Annotated in this window: 14 protein-coding genes; 5 read left to right on the top strand and 9 right to left on the bottom strand. The window is 43.7% G+C overall.

Annotated elements, in window-relative coordinates; genetic code table 11:
- Positions 1-683: 683 nt before the first annotated feature.
- From HXY43_RS23580 to HXY43_RS23595, 4 genes are all read right to left on the bottom strand, one after another.
- Positions 684-956 (bottom strand): KGG domain-containing protein, encoded by a 273-nt coding sequence (locus tag HXY43_RS23580; protein WP_290888625.1) that lies wholly within the window; start codon positions 954-956, stop codon positions 684-686.
- A gap of 663 nt (positions 957-1,619) precedes the next feature.
- Complete coding sequence (locus HXY43_RS23585) at positions 1,620-2,861, bottom strand: DUF445 domain-containing protein (protein ID WP_290888628.1); 1,242 nt, start codon at positions 2,859-2,861, stop codon at positions 1,620-1,622.
- Positions 2,862-3,077: 216 nt separating this feature from the next.
- Positions 3,078-3,770 carry a bifunctional demethylmenaquinone methyltransferase/2-methoxy-6-polyprenyl-1,4-benzoquinol methylase UbiE gene (gene ubiE, locus HXY43_RS23590; protein ID WP_290888631.1) on the bottom strand — a complete coding sequence of 231 codons (693 nt, stop codon included), beginning with the start codon at positions 3,768-3,770 and terminating at the stop codon, positions 3,078-3,080.
- A gap of 119 nt (positions 3,771-3,889) precedes the next feature.
- Complete coding sequence (locus tag HXY43_RS23595; RefSeq protein ID WP_026736366.1) at positions 3,890-4,849, bottom strand: response regulator; 960 nt, start codon at positions 4,847-4,849, stop codon at positions 3,890-3,892.
- A 570-nt stretch (positions 4,850-5,419) separates the two neighbouring features.
- On the opposite strand from HXY43_RS23595, the gene HXY43_RS23600 reads away from it, so the two are divergent.
- On the top strand, positions 5,420-6,508 hold the full coding sequence (locus tag HXY43_RS23600; protein ID WP_290888636.1) for a RuBisCO accumulation factor 1: 1,089 nt from the start codon (positions 5,420-5,422) through the stop codon (positions 6,506-6,508).
- An 84-nt stretch (positions 6,509-6,592) separates the two neighbouring features.
- On the opposite strand, the gene HXY43_RS23605 is transcribed toward HXY43_RS23600, so the two are convergent.
- Positions 6,593-8,503: a glycosyltransferase family 39 protein gene (locus tag HXY43_RS23605; protein ID WP_290888639.1), complete on the bottom strand. Its 1,911-nt coding sequence runs from the start codon at positions 8,501-8,503 to the stop codon at positions 6,593-6,595.
- Positions 8,504-8,646: 143 nt separating this feature from the next.
- Here HXY43_RS23605 and HXY43_RS23610 point away from each other — a divergent pair, with 143 nt between their 5' ends.
- Complete coding sequence (locus HXY43_RS23610) at positions 8,647-11,103, top strand: ATP-dependent helicase (RefSeq protein WP_290888642.1); 2,457 nt, start codon at positions 8,647-8,649, stop codon at positions 11,101-11,103.
- A 130-nt stretch (positions 11,104-11,233) separates the two neighbouring features.
- On the opposite strand, the gene hoxE is transcribed toward HXY43_RS23610, so the two are convergent.
- The 4 genes from hoxE to nifJ form a co-directional block, all read right to left on the bottom strand.
- Positions 11,234-11,737: a bidirectional hydrogenase complex protein HoxE gene (hoxE, locus tag HXY43_RS23615; protein WP_290888645.1), complete on the bottom strand. Its 504-nt coding sequence runs from the start codon at positions 11,735-11,737 to the stop codon at positions 11,234-11,236.
- 206 nt (positions 11,738-11,943) lie between these two features.
- The gene (locus HXY43_RS23620; RefSeq protein ID WP_290888647.1) at positions 11,944-12,453 is read right to left on the bottom strand and encodes a universal stress protein; all 510 of its coding nucleotides are present in this window, start codon (positions 12,451-12,453) and stop codon (positions 11,944-11,946) included.
- A gap of 84 nt (positions 12,454-12,537) precedes the next feature.
- Complete coding sequence (locus HXY43_RS23625; protein WP_290888650.1) at positions 12,538-13,569, bottom strand: dihydroorotate dehydrogenase-like protein; 1,032 nt, start codon at positions 13,567-13,569, stop codon at positions 12,538-12,540.
- Positions 13,570-13,664: 95 nt separating this feature from the next.
- Positions 13,665-17,312, bottom strand: a complete 3,648-nt coding sequence (nifJ, locus tag HXY43_RS23630; RefSeq protein WP_290888652.1) for a pyruvate:ferredoxin (flavodoxin) oxidoreductase — start codon at positions 17,310-17,312, stop codon at positions 13,665-13,667.
- 287 nt (positions 17,313-17,599) lie between these two features.
- On the opposite strand from nifJ, the gene HXY43_RS23635 reads away from it, so the two are divergent.
- The 3 genes from HXY43_RS23635 (at position 17,600) to HXY43_RS23645 (ending at position 19,005) form a co-directional block, all read left to right on the top strand.
- Positions 17,600-18,196, top strand: a complete 597-nt coding sequence (locus HXY43_RS23635; RefSeq protein ID WP_290888654.1) for a Uma2 family endonuclease — start codon at positions 17,600-17,602, stop codon at positions 18,194-18,196.
- Between the two features lie 183 nt (positions 18,197-18,379).
- On the top strand, positions 18,380-18,607 hold the full coding sequence (locus tag HXY43_RS23640; protein WP_026736356.1) for a DUF2281 domain-containing protein: 228 nt from the start codon (positions 18,380-18,382) through the stop codon (positions 18,605-18,607).
- Positions 18,608-18,615: 8 nt separating this feature from the next.
- A complete protein-coding gene (locus HXY43_RS23645) occupies positions 18,616-19,005 on the top strand; it encodes a type II toxin-antitoxin system VapC family toxin (protein WP_290888657.1) in 390 nt (129 codons plus the stop codon).
- Positions 19,006-19,070: the final 65 nt, after the last annotated feature.

The raw sequence follows: 19,070 nt of genomic DNA on the forward strand, positions 1-19,070 counted from the left end.
AATTATGTGTGCATACATTTTTGTAGTTCGATGCCAAATCATTGTAGAGACGTAGCAATGCTACGTCTCTACATACCCGTGAATTGTAAATTCATATCTTGATTCAGCAACGCCAAAATCTTTATTTCCCTAGTGGTTTGCCACAAGGATTATGACAGGCTAAGGAAGTTTGTAGTAAGCACGCTTGCTGCTTAAATGAGGGCTAAAGCCCACCCTTCGGGAAGCCGCTCTTACGAGCGTCTACACTACAAACCTATCAAAATTAGTGTGGTGGAGTACTAATTATCAACAGGCTCAGCTTTCTCGACTGAGCGATCGCCAACTCCCAAAGTCAACCGCAAAGCAGATGGCATAGATGAGCAGGGAATGCGGATGACAATACGAGCAACAGCTAGGACATCATGTATTTTATTTCTCTGTGCTTTTGTGGCTTCCGCAGTTCGCAGAATTTAGTCAAATCCTTTCAGCGCATGGTTGTTGAAAAATCGTTGCTACTGAGGGTTATCGTTTGTAGTGTCGCATACTGATCGTGCGATCGCTTTATTCCAACGCCCCTGCTATGTAAGAAACCCGGTTTCTTGTAGAAACCGGGAGTGTGTGGGTTAAACTTCTTTAAATTGATTTACTTATTTATTCTTGTGGCTTTGTTGTCCTGCTTTAGCATGTTGCTCGCGGCTACCACCTTAAGTTCCCTTTCCTTCTTCCTCTTGATTGTTTTCATCTTCATTGCGATCGCTTCTGTGGGATTGCTTACCACCTTCACGACCGATTTCTGCCATGTGTTCTCGGTCTTGGCTTGTAGTTTCTCCACCTTTGCGACCAGCTTCTCTAGCTTCCTCAGATGTAAATTCGTGTGCAGTTCCTTTTTCATGAGCAGCTTTTCCGCCTTTGCTGGCAATTTCACGCTGCTTATCTTCATCCATTGATGCAAATCCACGTTTACTTGTGTCTGACATAATAAATCTCCTGTTCAGTGCATTTTTTACGTTTTATTTTTTTCAAAAAGAGGGGGATTATAGAATCTCTTCAATCTGTTAGCTGCCCTCTTATATCTACGTCTAATTTAGAAAGTTAAAATTGGATAATCCTCTTTCTAAGAGAGTAAATTTTCCAGTAAAAAATGCAGTTTTTTCCTAAAAAATAATTCTGTGGTTAGAGTTAACAGCTAAGAATAAATACCTATTCATTCGTCATACATTATTAATGTGATTTCAAAAACTGGATTAAATCCTTCTCATAATTATTTATAAAAATAAATTTTTATTTTCCCTATGTTTCAAATTCAATTGAAAACATCTATCCAGAGTATAATGTGAAATATAATTTCATCTATCTAAATAATCATCCATTATTTTCACGCTTGATGATTCCAAACTAGCTTTGCGGCATATGCAAATTTACTAATTCTACTGTTTCTCGAACAAGTTATTGAAGGTAACTAAGTAGAAAAGCATAAATAGACTAAAAACAATGCCGGTTAAAGCTCTTGTGGGGTGAGCATCCTGCCTGCCCGTAGAAAATACAAGATATTTAACGTTTAATTATGTTGACCTACTTAGCAGCAGGATGTGGCTTGCTTTGAAATAGGTTTTCGAGGCGAATAGACCAGAAATATCAAACTATTGTTGACTGAGGAAAATAAATACTACTTGAAATAACCCAACGATAAAACCTAAAACACCGCCTAAGGTCACGATCGCTTGCAATTCATTTTTGACAATTCCTTCAATAGCTGCTTCTAAATCAGCTGGTGAAGTTGATTTTACGCGCTCAACAATCACCTGGTCAATTGACAAAATCGGAATAACTTGAGCAACAATTGCTTCTAAATCTCTTTCCAAATATCGCTCTAAGATCAGAGCCAATTCTTGACTCACTACTTCTAAAGAAGAACTAACAACAGGTGAACTGCTAAGGCGATTAACTAGCAATACGGCAATATTTTCCCAGTTAACTGACTCACTAAATCCTTGCAGCATTTCACCACCGCGTGTTTGCAGGTATTGGCGAACGCTTTCACGTGTGGTCTTTCGCAATTGACGAACAGTACCTATGGGCAGGTTTTGTAAAGCTAAACTTTGAAGTAAATTCTTGATGCGATCGCGCACTTGTAAATCTTTAATCCAATCCCGCAAACGTTCATTGGTTGCTTCTTTCTCATCCAAGCAATAAGTCCGAAAGCGGGTTAAAGTGTTGCGTAAGCCAAACAAATTTGCCACTACCCAATAAGTACCGCTGGTTTTTTCCCGAAAGCTTTCATCAAGAGTTTGGATTGTGCGATCGGTCAATAAATCAATTATTGCTAACCGAATTACATCTGGCGGTAAAACTACTTCTAACAGCCAATCAGCAAGGCGAGAGGCTTGGTCTTCACTCAGTTGAAATTCCAGCAATATTTGATCGAAAATTTGATTTATTTGTGCTTCTAAAAATTCTTCTCGTCGTGCTAAAACTTTCAACAGACGCGGTAATGATTCTCCTAACAAATCCCGCAAAATTCCTGCCACAATCTTGGCAGTTTTTTGCTGCTTATCGGATTTGACTTGGTCAATTGCCATTCGCAGCAACCAAAGAATAGCCGCTTGTACGCGTTCTGTTTGTAAGAGTCGCCGCGCCAGATTTTGTAATTCCTCTGGTGTGAGCAGCGACCCCATAATCGTATTAGAGATATTCTTCGCAAGGCGTTCTTGGTTGCGGGGAATCAATCCAGGGGTGAAAGGAATCCTTCGTCCACCGATGTAAATTGCTCGGTATGGACGAAATAACATTTTAATGGCTATATCGTTTGTGAAATAGCCAATTATTCCACCCAAGATTGGGGGAGATACATACAGCCAAAGATGAGACCAATCGAAACTCATTTAGTCAATAGTCATTAGTCATTAGTCATTAGTCATTAGTCATTAGTCATTGGTTAGTTGTTGGTAGTTGGTGGTTGGTAGGGGCGGGTTTGTGTAGATATCCCGTCATTGAAGACTAAAAATATCATGGCTAAACCCGCACGTACAGTAGTCTTTCCAAACAACGAACAACAAACAACGAACAACAAACAACGAACAACAAACAACTAATAACTATTAAGCTTTTGTTACCACTAGCACTCCCATCATATCGTTCGCAATGGTGTAGTGTGTGGCCGCTGCAAAACCAACTTGACGAGCTATTTCTACTTGTTTCTGGCCAGAGGGGAAGCGGTCTAAGCTGGGACTGATATAAGCGTATTCTTCTTTTAAACCCAAATGCTGGGCAATTGGGACAACGAGATTGTCCAGATACCATTGCTGAAAGGTTCTAGCAGCTGAATTTTTGGGACGATGAAAATCTAAAATCGCAGCTTTGGCTCCATTGTTGAGAACACGGTGTAGTTCTTTTAAACAGCGAGGAATATCTGTTACATTTCGTAAACCATAACCCATTGTGGCGGCGTCAAATCTATTGTCCTCAAAGGGTAAATTCAGCACGTCAGCTTCTACCCAAGTGATAGAGGGAGTGGGGTATTGACTTTGAGAGCGTTGTTTAGCTATTTCTAACTGTGCAAGTGAAAAATCTACCCCATACACTTTTCCACTTGCTCCTACACGCCGTGCCAACCGGAAGGCTAGATCACCACTACCGCAACACAAATCCAAGCAAGTATCTCCGGCTTTGGCTTCGCTCCATTTTACCGTCATTTCTTTCCATATTCGGTGTTGTCCCAAGCTCAACCAATCATTCAATTGGTCATAAACAGGGGCGATACGGTCAAAAATGTTGCGAATATCGTTAGTCATTGGTCAATGGTCATTGGTCATTAGTCATTGGTTAATGGTCAATGGTCATTGGTAAATAGTCAAGAGTGAATGGACTGTTAACTTTGGACAAATGACAAATGACAAATGACAAATGACTATCAAACATTGACTGGTTGATGGTAGCGAGTGCAACTGAGGACGGTTGCTACTAGTTGCGCTGATAAATGAATCAGCTTAAGTTCGTCTTCTCTCAAAGAGCAGGGTTTTTTCCACTGTAAAGACAACACCGCCAACACTTTACCTACGTAGGTGATTGGGATAATTAAATGTGCCTCTATACCAGTATCTGTGTAGTGGGCAACACCAGCAAGTTTTTCATCTTTAGGAACATTGACTGAGACTTGCATTTGCCCGGTGGCGATCGCTTCACTAGTTAATGGATCGATCGCCAGCCAGTTTTCTACAGTACCAGCACTACTGTAAGTACCCTGAGTGGCAACAAGGTGATTATCTTCTACTATTTGTAAAATACACCCATCTACTGCAAAACTTTCACCAAATGCTGTAGCAATTGGATTTAAAATAGCCTCTAAACTAGAGGCCTGCTGAGAAACCTGTACTAAGACAGTCAACAGTGCCATCTGGGCATTGGCACGACGCAACTCTTCTGTACGTTGCTTGAGTAAATCGTAGGTTTCCGCTGCTCTTTGCACCACAGCCTTCAATTCCCCAGGGTCCCAAGGCTTGGTAATATACTTATAGACTTGCCCAGCATTAATCGCTTCTACTAGGTCTTCAATATCAGTAAAACCCGTAAGGATAATCCTGACTGTATTCGGGAACTGGGGTACTGTTTTGCTGAGAAACTCAGTTCCCTTCATTTCCGGCATCCGCTGATCGGAGATAATTACGGCTACTTCCCCTTCTGCTGCCAATACTTGCAGGGCGTTGATACCACTATCCGCTTTCAGGACATGAAAATCCCGCCGGAAAGTGCGATACAACAGATCCAGATTGTCTGGCTCATCATCAACTACCAGAATTTTTTGTTTTTTCGATTTTTCTAGAGTCATCAACTGATGACGGATTTTATCAAGTTCGGGAATGGGATTATTCATAGAAAATTCCTTTAAATGTTAACCATTTTGTTATATTCCATACCAATCCTAATTGAAAACATTCAATTAGTAGCTGTTGTTACTGCTTTGGTAATCTTTGCTTCAATCATCTTTTGGTCAGTAAAATTAGAAAAATCGGGAATTCTCAATATTTGCTTTCTACGAGTAATTACGTAGCTAATTCTATTATTAAAAGTCTTTTTTATTCATAACTCATAATTTTGCTTCCTGCTAGAGCAATTGAGAGGGACTGGGGACTGGGGCATGGGGCAAGGGTCATCGGGCAAGGGGACTGGAGAAGTAAAAAGTAAAAAGGTAAAAGAAAAAATTCTTTCTTTTTACTTTTAGCTTTTAACCCTTCGCTGCGCCCCTTGGGCATGCTTTTGACTTGTTTTTACCCAATCCCCAATCCCCAATCCCCAATCCCCAATCCCCAATTCCCAATACCCAATACATTTCTTCTATCGAGTCAGTGCAGCATCAGCCCTAAAATAGATACTTGGTACTGAAGTATCTGGACTTCTTGCAGAAGTCGGAAAAATAGCATTGCCTTGAAGTTGCTGAGATATTATGACTGACCTACCACCCAACGCTCAAAGTTCCAACGACAACGATCAAAATGATATAGCTCAACAGTTGCTGCTCAAGCTGCGACAAAAACAAGGCAATTGGGTGGAATGGGGGCAAGCTTGCGCCTATTTACAAAAAGTAGGCTACAATACCCAAACCATTTTTGAAGCAACAGGCTTTGAGCCAATACAACAAAATCAAGTCATTGTCGGTGCACAAGTCTACAATTCCATAGAAAAGGTAGGAGCATCACAAGACGTGCTGTCGCATTATTCACAGCGTGGAAGTGATGTTTTGTATGAACTGCGCCTACTGACTCAAGAAGAACGGGCTGCTACCGCCACACTCACCTTTCAACATAAACTTGATGCTGACGAGGCAAGGGAAATTGCTAAGGCAGTCAAGGATTTCTCACGTTTCCGTAACTTGCCAGAAGGGTTTTCCAATCATCCAGGGGATGCAGTTGCCTATCAATGCTGGAAACTTGCTCGGCAAAACTCAGATTTTCAAGTGCGATCGCGTTTAATTGCCAGGGGTCTAAAATTTGCTCACACGCAAACAGCAAGGAAACAAATCGAACAATTACTCACAGATTTTACCGTTGAGCCTAAGCGACCTGCACCAACCTTGCCCTTTTACAGACTGGAATCAGCGGAGGAAATGCCCCGCCTTGTACCAGTGGTAGGAGAGTTGCCCTTAACACCAAAAGACCTAAAAGCGGTTCCACTCGTAGAAGAAATTGGCCCATTTCGCATGGTCAAGTTTGCCGGAGAGCAAGCTTGGGTTCCTTTACCGGGTTGGCAAGCAGTATTGAGTGCAGAAAATCCGATAGTGATTTTGGGCAATAGCGATCGCCTACCAGCCCAAACACAAAATACCCCAGAACCAGTCATGATCGTTATCGATCGCGCCCAACGCCAATGGGAATCTGGCAGCTACTTTGTGGTAGACAACTCCGGAGAATTAGATTTTCAGTGGTTTGAAACTGCGCCGGAATTACCCATATTGGGGCGAATTATTGTGATTGTGCGACCGAAGAAAATTCTAGATGAGGAATTTACAAAAGATTCTTGGCAAATTGATGAATAGTTAGTGGTTGGTGGTTGGTAGTTGGAGGTTAGTAGTTAGTGGTTGGTGGTTGATTGTTGGTTGCTGGTTATTTCCAATGCCCAATCAATGCCCACTCTTCCCCTGTTTCACTCCCCCATTTCCCACACTTCCCCCACATCGATACAGTTGATAAGGAATGCCAACGCGGTAATGCTGAGCTGTATCTTTAGTGCAAATGGTAGTTTGTGAAAATGCCAGCTGCTGAGGATAATCTCGGCGTTTAAGTCCAGGAGCAACAACCCATAAATTTAATTGATTTGTTGTGGGCGGAGGCAATTGAGAAAGTTTTTGCCAAACAGAGCCAAAATCAGGTGCTTGCTTGAAAAATGCAAAATCAGAAGATGGAAGTTGGGAATTGGAAATTGGGAATTTGGAATTGGAAATTTGGTTTTTTTCTCCACTCTCCCACTCTCCTACTTTCTCACTTCTAACTTTTTCCAGTGCCAGAGCAAAACTCAAACCCAATGCTACATCCTGATAATTTTTATATCCCACTACAACCATTAGTGGCATAGAGGGGTCTTGGTTCATATTTTGAGCAACTTTTTCCGGCTCATATGGTTTTAGAAAAACCAAATTACAAATAACAAAAATACTACTAATAAAGCCAACGATTAAGATAGTAGAGAGTTGATAATTTTGTAGACATGCGTAAGGTATTTTTAGTTTTGTAGAAACTGATAGAGTGGTTTCCTGCGAGGTATTTTTAAATTTTGTCAGGCTGGCACTGATGAGCGCGCAGAAGCTAGGATAGTAGACGAAGTTATAGCGTGGGACTGTAGTAATGTCTTTTTGTAACAAATAGGCAATGACAAAAAATTCTAATAAAATAATACTTAAGAAACTTAAAAGTGTGATTGTGCTCAGATGAGTTGTTTGCTTACACCACATTTGTTTTAGTTTTTTGTAGACTAGCCAACCAACCCAAATAGCAAAAAAAAGCATTAATAAAACAGATATAACTTTAATAAATAGTGACTGCTTTTCTACAGGTAGAGCAATTACCATTAATACCCAGTTGATTAAAGTTTGATAAAATGGGGCAATGTGATAAGGAGGATCAAGCCAGTCAGTTTCTGGACGCTCGTAATTACTTACTAGCACTGGTAGCCAAGGCAAGAAGCTGAAGGCAACTGCACTGATAGATATAATTAATGCCAGCCATATTTGACGTGGCTTTAATATAATTGGCGATGAAATTTGCTCACAATCAATAGATGAAAATTCTTCTGTGCTCTGCGTTTTAATTTCTAATTTATTGTTGTTACTCAAAATGGTTGAATAGTACATCAAAACAAATAATGTTCCAACTTCAGCAATGAAGGCAAGAACAAAAAAGTAGTGAATATAAAGACCGATAATATTAGTAATTGTCCATGCTAGCCAAACCCGAATTCTTAGCTTTTGCCGCTGAAAAATATCTTGCTGGATTTGCACCAATCCCAATAAAGATAAAGTTATTAGCAGCATGGGTAAGGTGTAGTGCCTAGCTTCTTGGGAAAGGTAAACAGCAAAAGGCGAAACTGCCATTAACATAGCAGCGGTTAGCGCCGCCGCCTTAGAGAAAGCAAGACGATTGACACAGTAGATAGCCGCGATCGCACTTACACCAAATAAGGCAGGTAGCGATCGCAATTTCATCACCCAATCTTTTCCCAAAAGACTTAGCCACCCCAACCAAGTGTGCATCAAGCAAAAAAACAGTGGTGGATGAGTAGACTGGTTAGCTATGGTGTGGGCAATTTGAGAACAACTTACCCTAGGCTGGTAAGTAAAAATATCCTGCAATTGCTCTAGGGGAAAAACTACGTCTAGAGGCACGTCACTGTATTGTTTACCTAAACTGAAAATGGCAGTAATTACCTCATCCATCCACAGCGGTTTTAAGTCCAAATTGGCAAAGCGCAGCATAGCACCAACTGCGATGATCCCAGTTAAGCTCAGATAATGTAGAGAAAATCTGCGATTAGTCATTAGTCAATGGTCATTAGTCAATGGTCATTAGTCAATGGTCAGTTGTTGATGATTACCCACTAACCACTAACCACTATCTACTAACTACTTTTTTTATCCAAAATCTAAAATTTTAAGTGTAAGACAATCATTTTACATATCCAGTGCCTCAAGAATCTCATCCAATAGAAGTCTATCCTCAGTTACCTTCGTCTTTGCTTAGAGAAAATGCTATTTTGAGCATCCGTAATAGCCTGCGTCTTGGACAGCAACCAATGGCTGATTGGCATTCGGGGCCATTGGCTGTTTCTGCTGTTCCTGGTGCTGGTAAATCTACGGGAATGGCAGCGGCGGCAGCTATTGCGATCGCTCGTCAGTATCAGCGTTCAGCTTCTTCGCGTTCGTCTGAACGCCGACAGTTGGTGGTTGTGACGTTTACTCGTTCTGCTGTTGCCAATATCAAAGCTAAAATCCGCAAATATTTGCGTGACAATTTATCCTTACCTCAGACTGGTTTCGTTGTGCATACGCTGCACGGTTTGGCTTTAAACATTGCCAGTCGCCATCCCAATTTATCGGGCTTGCAGTTAGAAAATGTCACATTAATTACCCCTACTCAAAGTCACCGCTTCATTCGTACTGCGGTAGAACAATGGATTGCTAGCCATCCAGGACGTTATTCTCGCTTATTAGAAGGTATCCAATTTGACGGAGAAGAAACAGAAAGGTTGCGTCGCCAGTCAGTATTGCGAACCGAAGTATTACCAGACTTGGCAACTACTGTGATTCATGAGGCAAAAAGTTCTGGGATGTCACCAGAAGATTTGCGACACTTAAGTGAACAAACCACCGATAAATATGCAATCTTAAGCGTTGCCGCTGGGTTATACGAGCAATATCAAAATTTGATGCGATCGCGTGAATTTATTGACTACGATGACATGATTTTAGCCGCCCTGCGAGTTCTGGCAAACCCCAGCGCCCGCAGAATTGAGCAAAACCAAGTTTTCGCAGTTTTTGAAGACGAAGCCCAAGATTCTAGCCCACTACAAACCAAACTACTAGAAATTCTCGCCACCGACCCAGAAGAAGGAGAGGGGGAGGGGGAGAGAGGAGGAGGGGGGGAAATTTCCTCATCTAAAATCCATAGACGCGACAGCGGCTTTCCGCAGGGTAATCCAAAATCCAAAATCAACCTAGTGCGCGTTGGCGATCCCAACCAAGCGATTAACTCCACCTTTACTCCAGCAGACCCGATCTATTTCCGCCAGTTTTGCGAAGAATGCAACACTCAACAACGACTGGCAACAATGGATCAAGCCGGTCGCAGTACCAAAATTATCATTGATGCTGCCAATTTTGTTCTCGGGTGGGTGAATAGCTATTCCTCATTAGTCATTAGTCATCCGTCATCTGTAAATAACAAAGGACAAATGACTAATGACAAAGGACTATTACCGTTTCGTCCTCAAACAATTCGCCTTGTTGACCCCGACGATCCCCAACCCGATGCTAATCCGCAACCAGTGGGAAGAGGACTGGAAATTTACACACCACGTGACATTCATCACACAGTTGAATTGCTATCCCAGAGGATTGTCCAGTTATTTGCTCAAGATCCAACTAGTGTCAGTGCAGCGATTTTAGTCAGGGAGAACCGCCAAGGAAGGTGGTTGGCAGAAGCGCTGACATCAACATGCAAAGAGCATAAAATTTTACTTTATGATGTGGGAGAACGCGATCGCCACTCCCATGTACCCCAGGAAATTTTGGCATTGCTGCAATTTTGCGATCGCCCTCATTCCCCTGACTATTTGAAAGCTGCCCTAGAAGTGTTTGTAGAGCGTCAGTTAATTCCTACTCAAGACCTCAATGCCCTCGCTTCTGTACCAGAAGAATTTTTGTATCCCGGCCCTTTGTCTACACCCCAGCCAGAACCAGTGCAAAAAGCCGCACACATATGTCGCAGTTTACTTCGCGCTCGGATGGAATTGCCTTTGTATCAGCTAATTTCCTTCCTGGCTCTAGCATTAAATTACGACCAAGCAGAACTGGCAACCGCTGACAAACTTGCAGAAAGAGTAAACTTGCAGATGGCTGGTAATACCGCGATGGCAAACATGCTGGGCGTACTCAGTGAAATTGTCAGTTCTGAAAGATTTGAACCTGTAGAAACAGAAGACTTAGAAGCCCGTTATACCCGTCGCGGTCAGCTGACAATTATCACCATGCACAAAGCCAAAGGGTTAGACTGGGATTACGTATTTCTCCCCTTTCTTCATGAAAGCTTGATACCTGGTAGGTTTTGGGTTCCTCCCCAAAGTCAGTTTTTGGGCGATTTTACTTTATCAGAAGTTGCTCGCGCTCAAATTCGCGCCGCTCTCCACAGTCAATCGAGTTTACCGGATGTTACCCAAGCTTGGGAACAAGCAAAATACTTGAAAACCGCTGAAGAGTATCGTTTGCTCTACGTCGCTATGACACGGGCAAAACGCCTATTGTGGATGTCTGCTGCCCAAAAAGCACCCTTTACTTGGAGTAAACCAGAGAATTTACAATCTTCAGCACCGTGTCCGGTATTTCCAGCATTGAAGCGGCAGTTTCCTGAATGTGTGCTGTAGTTTTGAGAAGGCAGTCGCGATGAAAAAAATTCACCACCATACATGAAAAACTTCATCCTCTCTCCCAAGTTGGGAGAGTGAGGCATAGATGCAGTAAGTGATTAATCGGATTTGAGATGAGGCGATCGCTCTACTCCTGCAACCATCCTTGAATGCGTTCTTGGACTAACTCAGGGGTTTGATAACCACACACTGTGCCATCAAAAACCACAGCAGGTGCAAGACTACAAGCACCCAAACATCGCGCTGTTAAAACAGATACTTGACCATCTGGTGTAGTTTCTCCAGCGTGAATGTGAGCAGACTTTTCCAGATTTGCCAAAATTTCCGGAGCGCCTTTGACGTAACAAGCCGTACCCGTACACACCACACAGGTATGCTTGCCCTTGGGTGCGAGTGAAAACAAATGATAGAAAGTAGCCACACCATAAACCCGGCTGGGTGGCAGTTTCAGGCTATGGGCAATGTAAAGTAATAAATCGTTCTCTAAGAAGCCAAATAGTTCTTGTGCCTTATGTAGAATTTCAATCAGAGCATCTTGCTGATACTGATGACGCTTCATCGTCGCGTCCAGCATCTTAAAGCGTTTATCACCACTAGGATGAGAGAGTGAAAGAGGGCGAGAGGATTTCATTTTTATTTGCTTATTGATGTGCAATGTGTAACAACCAGTCCTTACTTACATACGCTTTTTACTTAGTAAATAATTTCACAAATTCATTACGAATTAAACTCATAAAAACTCCGCGTGCCTCCGCGCTGACTCCGCGTTCCTCTGCGTTTAAAAACACTACGATTTACGCAAAGCCATACTTAGCTGGAAGTGGAAGCACTTGTAGTTTATTTTACCGTTTCACCATCTTTGGCACTAACGGCAAGATGCACAACATGAACCGAACAGGGAGTATGGTGAAGGACGTAGTTACTGACACTGCCAAGGAATAATTCTGTCAGACCAGAGTGACCTCGACGCCCAATGACAATTAGGTCAGCACCCCAATTACCAGCTAAGTCACAAATCACTCGACCAGGACTGCCAAGCATTTGTCTAAATTCAGTGTTGACGCCTGCTGTATTTGCTTGAGCGCTCAAATGTTGCAATATCTCTACACCTTGATTTTTCCACGTTTCCAACTGCTGTTGATAAACTTCCCAGGCTTGCTCCGACATCCCCGAATAGTAGTTAAAATTGGAAAACATCGGCACATAGGGACTGCCCTCTTCCTCCACAGATAAAACGTGTAGCAGCATTAAGCTGGCTCCAGTCATCTTGGCCAAAGCCAACCCTTGTTCAAAAACCTGCTTGCTCATTTCCGAGCGATCCAACGCAACTAAAATCTTTTTAAACATATAGACCTCCAATATTTATAGAACTTATGCAGCCAGACGAAAAATCAAGGGTGTGGGCAGGGATGTAGGAGCAAAGCAACAGTACTAACCTAGATAATAAGATGACTCATACATGCGCTCCCATTCTGGTTTGTACGTTTGCAGCGCTTTCATGTACTGCGATCGCTCAAAAGCGCTGGGGTCGGGACAGTTTTTCTGGCTCATGCTCCCTTGCAGTAGCTGTACAGATTCGTATTCGTGTTTTTCCATCCACGTACGCATTTCCTGTTCAATACACCGAATGTGATTGATGCCCTCACGTAATAATACGGAACAAAGCATGGTAATGTTTGCTCCTGCCATCAGCATCTTCAACACATCCCGGGCGTTGTGAATACCACTAGTAGCAGCTAGGCTGGCATTGATGCGACCATAAAGAATGGCGACCCAGCGCAAGGGTAGACGCATTGCCTGGGGAGTGCTTAAAAGCACATTTGGTTGCACTTCCAAGTTTTCGAGGTTGATATCTGGTTGGTAAAAGCGATTGAACAGCACCAAACCATCAGCTCCTGCATTGTCCAAACGCTTCGCCATATTTGCCATGTTGGTAAAATACGGACTCAGCTTGACGGCTACAGGAATAGTAACTGCGGCTTTTACTGCTTGGAGAATGTTAATATAGGTTTGCTCAATCTGTTCGCTCGTCAGTTCTATGTCAGTAGGAACGTAGTAAATATTTAATTCTACTGCTGATGCTCCTGCTTGCTGGATCAGTCTGGCGTAGTCAGTCCAGCCACCAACAGAGGAACCATTCAGACTCGCAATAATAGGGATTCCTACCTTTTCCTTCGCCTTACGGATGTGGTTGAGGTATTCTTCTGGCCCGACACGGAAGTTTGCTGGTTCGGGAAAATAGGTCAGGGCTTCGGGGAAGCTTTCAGTACCATAGGTGAGGTGATGGTGCAGCTCGTAGCGTTCCAGGGTAATCTGTTCTTCAAACAGCGAATGCATCACCACTGCTGCCGCACCCGCATCTTCCATGCGTTTAATGTTATCAATATCTTCGGAAAGCGGGGATGCTGATGGCACAAGTGGCGATCGCAATGTCATCCCCATATAAGTAGTAGTTAAGTCCATTGTCTTTCTCCAAAACTGCTAATCTATCAAGATTGATTTGATGAGTTCGTAGTTGGTGCTTTAGTGAAGACAGCACTAACTACAAACCTCAACAATTACCCAGATACCAAATCTTTGAGATCGCCTGTATTTTTGGCTTCACCATTATGACCATTGAACTTCTCTAGATGCCGTGCTGCCAAATATTGGTACATTTGCCAGCGAGTATTCACATCTTGCTGTGCTTCTTCTAGTAACCGCTTTGCCTCTTCTGGCTTGCTCTTGGTCAACATCTTAAAGCGATTCTCCAGATACATCGATTGTTCTACCGGAATCTTCGGTGTGCGAGAGTCGAGTTGCAGTGGGTTTTCACCCAACTTGATTCGGTCAGGGTTGAACCGATACAGCAGCCAGCGACCTGAGTCTACAGCGGCTTTTTGATTCTGCATCGCCGTACTCATGTTGATACCGTGGGCGATACAATGGCTGTAGGCAATAATTAATGATGGGCCTTCATACGCTTCCGCTTCGAGGAACGTTTTGAGCGTGTGTTCGTCTCGTGCGCCCATTGCTACGCTGGCAACGTAGACGTTTCCGTAAGTCATCGCCATTAAGCCCAAGTCTTTTTTGGCAGCAGGTTTACCACCAGCGGCAAATTTCGCCACTGCTGCTTTGGGCGTTGCTTTGGACATCTGCCCACCAGTGTTGGAATATACCTCAGTATCAAGAACCAGGATATTTACGTTGCGTCCGCTAGCTAAGACATGATCTAGTCCACCAAAGCCAATATCATAAGCCCAACCGTCACCACCAATCATCCAGATACTCTTCTTGATCAGGTAATCGGCAAGAGATCTGAGATTTTGAATTTTGGATTTTAGAGATGTTGCATGCAACGTCTCTACATTTGCCAGAATTTCATCTAACCGTTGTTTCAGTAATTCTACTCGTTCCCGTTGTTCCCAAATATCTGCTTCGTCTTTTTGTTTGGCGTTAAGGATGCTATTTGCCAGTTCCTCACCTACTTCGGTCGCCAATTGTTGCAGCAATCCGCCTGCGATTTCTGCTTGTTTGTCAATCGAAATCCGGAAACCCAAACCAAATTCGGCGTTATCTTCAAATAGCGAGTTAGACCATGCCGGGCCCCTACCTTCGGCGTTTTGCGTCCACGGTGTAGTTGGCAAGTTACCACCGTAGATAGAAGAACAGCCAGTAGCGTTAGCAACAATCATGCGATCGCCAAACAACTGCGTCGCCAGTTTAATATACGGTGTCTCGCCACAACCAGCACAAGCACCAGAGAATTCAAACAATGGCTCTTGCATCTGCTGCTGGTTGATGTGATTGAGCTTTAACTCCCGTCGGTCAGGATTAGGAAGACTCAAGAAGAAATCCCAATTTTCTCGTTCTTGTGCCCGCAATGGCATTTGCGGTTCCATATTGATTGCCTTGCGGCGTGGTTCGGCTTTATTCTTCGCTGGACAAACATCTACGCAAATACCGCAACCCGTACAATCTTCTGCTGCCACTTGGATCGTGAACTTCAAATCCTTCCAATCGTGGTCTTTAGCATCCGTACTCTTAAACGTAGATGGTGCATTTTCTAACTCTTGCGGTTCGTAAACCTTACTGCGGATGACGCTGTGCGGACACACCATCACGCACTTGCCGCACTGTACACAGACATTTGGGTCCCAAACGGGTATTTCTTGGGCAATGTTGCGTTTTTCCCATTTTGCCGTGCCTGTGGGATAAGTACCATCCACAGGCAAAGCACTCACTGGCAGTTCATCGCCACACTTAGCAATCATCTTACCCAGAACTTCCCGTACAAAAGCGGGTGCAGTGTCGGGTACGGCTAGACGCTGTTCGATGTTGCTATCAGCAAGTTCGGGAACTTGGACTTCATAGAGATTATCCAGTGTCCGATCTACAGCGTTGAGGTTCATTTGCACAATTTCAGTACCTTTCTTGCCGTAGGTTTTGCGGATGGATTTCTTAATTTCTGCGATCGCTTCTTCTCGTGGTAAAACGCCAGATAAGGCAAAAAAGCAGACTTGCATCACCGTATTAATCCGTCCGCCCATACCTGCTTCACGGGCGACTTTATAGGCGTTAATTACATAGAACTTCAGCCGCTTCTGGATAATTTGCTCTTGCACCAATCGCGGTAAGTGGCTCCAAACTTCCTCCCGTTTGTAGGGACTGTTCAGCAGGAAAGTACCACCGGAGATGATATGTGAGAGCATATCCAACTGTTCCAGAAATCCCCACTGGTGACAAGCGACAAAGTTGGCTTGATTCACTAAGTAAGTAGAACGGATGGGTTGGGAACCAAAGCGCAGGTGGGAAACTGTAAGGGAACCTGATTTTTTCGAGTCGTAGACGAAGTAGCCTTGGGCGTAATTGTTTGTTTCTTCGCCAATAATCTTAATCGAGTTTTTGTTAGCTCCGACAGTGCCATCGGAACCCAAGCCGTAAAAAATGGCTCGCACGATGTTATCTGGTTCAATGCTGAAGTCAGGATCGTAATCTAAGCTGGTGTGGGTAATGTCATCGTTGATGCCGATGGTGAAGTGATTTTTGGGTTCACTAGCAGCAAGATTGTCGAAAATGCCTTTAATCATCGCTGGTGTGAACTCTTTAGAAGATAGACCGTAGCGACCACCAATGATTTTGGGCATGGGGGATTGGGCATTGGGGATCGGGTTTTCTGTCAGGGCAGTGACTGCATCCACATATAATGGTTCGCCAGCTGCGCCTGGTTCTTTGGTGCGATCGAGAACTGCGATCGCTTTTGTCGTTTCTGGTAAAGCCGCGACAAACCGCTTAGCATCAAAAGGACGATATAGCCGCACTTTTACCACACCAACTTTCTCACCTCGGGCGTTTAAGTAATCTACGGTTTCATGCACTGCCTCGCAGCCGGAACCCATTAGAACTATGACTCTTTCAGCAGTGGGATCGCCGTGGTATTCAAATAGTTTGTACTGTCGCCCAGTCATGGCGGCAAATTCGTCCATAACTTTCTGGGTGATGTCTGGGCAAGCCAAATAATAAGGATTGACGGTTTCCCTAGCCTGGAAGTAAACATCAGGGTTTTGTGCTGTACCGCGCAGTACGGGTTTGTCGGGCGTGAGTGCACGAGAACGATGGGCGAGTATTAACTCATCCGGGATAAAGCTGCGTAAATCTTCTTCTGTTAGCAGTTCAATTTTGTTAATTTCGTGGGAAGTCCTAAAGCCATCGAAGAAATGCACAAAAGGCACTCGTGATTCTAGGGTTGCCCGCGTAGAAATTAAAGCAAAATCATGGGCTTCTTGCGGTGAGGCGGCGCACAGCATCGCAAAGCCAGTGGCACGAGTTGCCATCACATCGCTGTGATCGCCAAAAATGGAGAGGGCTTGGGCGGCGAGCGATCGCGCAGCAACATGAAAAACTGTAGGAGTTAATTCTCCAGCAATTTTGTACATATTCGGGATCATCAGCAACAATCCCTGCGATGCTGTAAATGTGGTGGTTAGTGAGCCGGTTTGCAAAGCACCATGTACTGCACCAGCGACACCGCCCTCACTCTGCATCTGTACTACCGTAGGAACGCTACCCCAAATGTTTGGTTTGCCTTCCGCAGTCCAAGCATCTGCCCACTCAGCCATTGGTGAAGAGGGAGTAATCGGGTAAATCGCAATGACTTCATTGAGTTTGTAAACAACTTGGGCAGCAGCCTCATTACCATCTATAGTTGCAAAAGTTCTGGTTTTCATTGTCCTCAGCCTTTTGACTTTGGCGAGAGTAATATCAGTGGGATCGGCAATCAAAAGTTAAATCCTAAATATTAAATCTTTACGCAATTGTGCAACTCCCTGGCTCTACTTTGAGATTAAGAGGAAAACTTGAGGAAGTTGTGAGGAACTAGAAGGGTGTCCAGGAAATTTTGGGCAAGCAGGGAGGATAACTTTGGTGTTAGCCAAACAGGGGTGGCGTTCTCTGAAAATTGCGGGTAATTCAAAGGACATAATACAAGTAAAGGCATATCTACAAGGGCGATGCCATGACCACAACTCCAGCACCCACTAAAAAATTCACCTTTGAAGAATACCTAAATTATGATGATGGCACTGACACTCGCTACGAACTGGTTAACGGAGAACTGGTTCCCATGAGTCTTGGAAGTGGACAGCATGGGGCAATAGCCGAATACCTCAACGATCTGTTTCGCGCTGAAATTCGACGGCTAGGTTTGGACTGGACATCCAAGCAAATGGTTATTGGCGTTCGTTCCCCTCGTGCTGGCAGATGGGACACATCGAGAATTCCAGATGTGGTGGTTATTCCCTCGTCCCAGTGGCGAGAGTTGAGAAACCGAGAGGCTGTTATCGAACTTAACGAACTACCTCCGGTGTTGGTGGTGGAAGTTGTCAGCGAATCTACTAAGACCGCAGATTATCGAGCTAAGCGGGTTGAGTATAATGTTTTGGAAATTCCAGAGTATTGGGTCGTAGATCCGCTAACTAACAAAGTGACCGTTTTTACTTTGGTTGAGGAACTATACGAAGGTGTAGAGTTTGTGGGTGGCGATCGCATTAGGTCTCAGACTTTTCCAGAGTTAGAGCTGACTGTTGACCAATTGTTAGTTGCTGGGGAGTAGAATTGACTATGCTTAGAGAGATTGATAGAAATATCTGGGTTGCCGAACAGCCATTAAAATATTTTGGACTCAGTGTTGGCACAAGAATGACGGTTATATCCCTCTGAATCTGTGCAGTTTAATGATGAAAAGCGCTCGCTACTGTTTATGCTCAAATAGTATTAGCAACACAAGCTAAGAACTATGAGTATTGAAAGCGCAATCATAGAAAAGCTGCGGACACTACCCCCAGATAAACAACAGCAAGTTTTGGAGTTTACTGAGTTCTTGCAGCAAAAGACAATCCCCAAGCGTCCTCGTCGCAGTCTCAAGGGACTCTGGGCTAACTTAGGAATTGAAATTACTGAAGCCGATATTGCAGAGGCACGAGGTGAAATGTGGGGTAATTTCCCAAGGGAAAATATTTTATGAGTGGGGTGGTGGCAGACACTCACACAGCGATCTGGTATCTACTGGGAACAAAAAACTTATCTACCAATGCTGCTGAAGCTCTTGATCGGGCAACTGATGCTGGTTACTCAATTTATGTGGCTTCAATCTCCCTAATTGAAGTGATCTATTTGGTAGAAAGGGGAAGAATACCAGAAATAGCACTGGAGTTGCTCAATCAGGCTTTATCGGAGTCTGATACTGGCTTTGTGATTGTGCCACTGGATTTGGGTGTAGCACAAATGCTCCGTAAAATTCCGAGAGACGTGATACCAGATATGCCAGATCGAATCATTGCAGCAACAGCACTTCATTTAAATGTGCCACTGGTCACTCGTGATACTAAAATCCTAGCTTTAGGGATAGATACAATTTGGTAAGCACTTTCTAGGCATTCGTCTGTGAATCTATGAGCGACATAACCCTCTCCTCTCTTCCTCTGTTA

It is taken from the genome of Fischerella sp., assembly GCF_013388695.1.
In the GTDB taxonomy this organism is placed as follows: Bacteria; Cyanobacteriota; Cyanobacteriia; order Cyanobacteriales; family Nostocaceae; genus PCC9605.

What these genes read in the sequence shown, in the direction of transcription:
- HXY43_RS23640 (WP_026736356.1), top strand. Translation starts at nt 18,380, where the DNA reads ATGAGTATTGAAAGCGCAATCATAGAAAAGCTGCGGACACTACCCCCA.
- HXY43_RS23580 (WP_290888625.1), bottom strand. Translation starts at nt 956, where the DNA reads ATGTCAGACACAAGTAAACGTGGATTTGCATCAATGGATGAAGATAAG.
- HXY43_RS23620 (WP_290888647.1), bottom strand. Translation starts at nt 12,453, where the DNA reads ATGTTTAAAAAGATTTTAGTTGCGTTGGATCGCTCGGAAATGAGCAAG.
- ubiE (WP_290888631.1), bottom strand. Translation starts at nt 3,770, where the DNA reads ATGACTAACGATATTCGCAACATTTTTGACCGTATCGCCCCTGTTTAT.
- HXY43_RS23600 (WP_290888636.1), top strand. Translation starts at nt 5,420, where the DNA reads ATGACTGACCTACCACCCAACGCTCAAAGTTCCAACGACAACGATCAA.
- HXY43_RS23585 (WP_290888628.1), bottom strand. Translation starts at nt 2,861, where the DNA reads ATGAGTTTCGATTGGTCTCATCTTTGGCTGTATGTATCTCCCCCAATC.
- hoxE (WP_290888645.1), bottom strand. Translation starts at nt 11,737, where the DNA reads ATGAAATCCTCTCGCCCTCTTTCACTCTCTCATCCTAGTGGTGATAAA.
- HXY43_RS23605 (WP_290888639.1), bottom strand. Translation starts at nt 8,503, where the DNA reads ATGACTAATCGCAGATTTTCTCTACATTATCTGAGCTTAACTGGGATC.
- HXY43_RS23625 (WP_290888650.1), bottom strand. Translation starts at nt 13,569, where the DNA reads ATGGACTTAACTACTACTTATATGGGGATGACATTGCGATCGCCACTT.
- HXY43_RS23595 (WP_026736366.1), bottom strand. Translation starts at nt 4,849, where the DNA reads ATGAATAATCCCATTCCCGAACTTGATAAAATCCGTCATCAGTTGATG.
- nifJ (WP_290888652.1), bottom strand. Translation starts at nt 17,312, where the DNA reads ATGAAAACCAGAACTTTTGCAACTATAGATGGTAATGAGGCTGCTGCC.
- HXY43_RS23635 (WP_290888654.1), top strand. Translation starts at nt 17,600, where the DNA reads ATGACCACAACTCCAGCACCCACTAAAAAATTCACCTTTGAAGAATAC.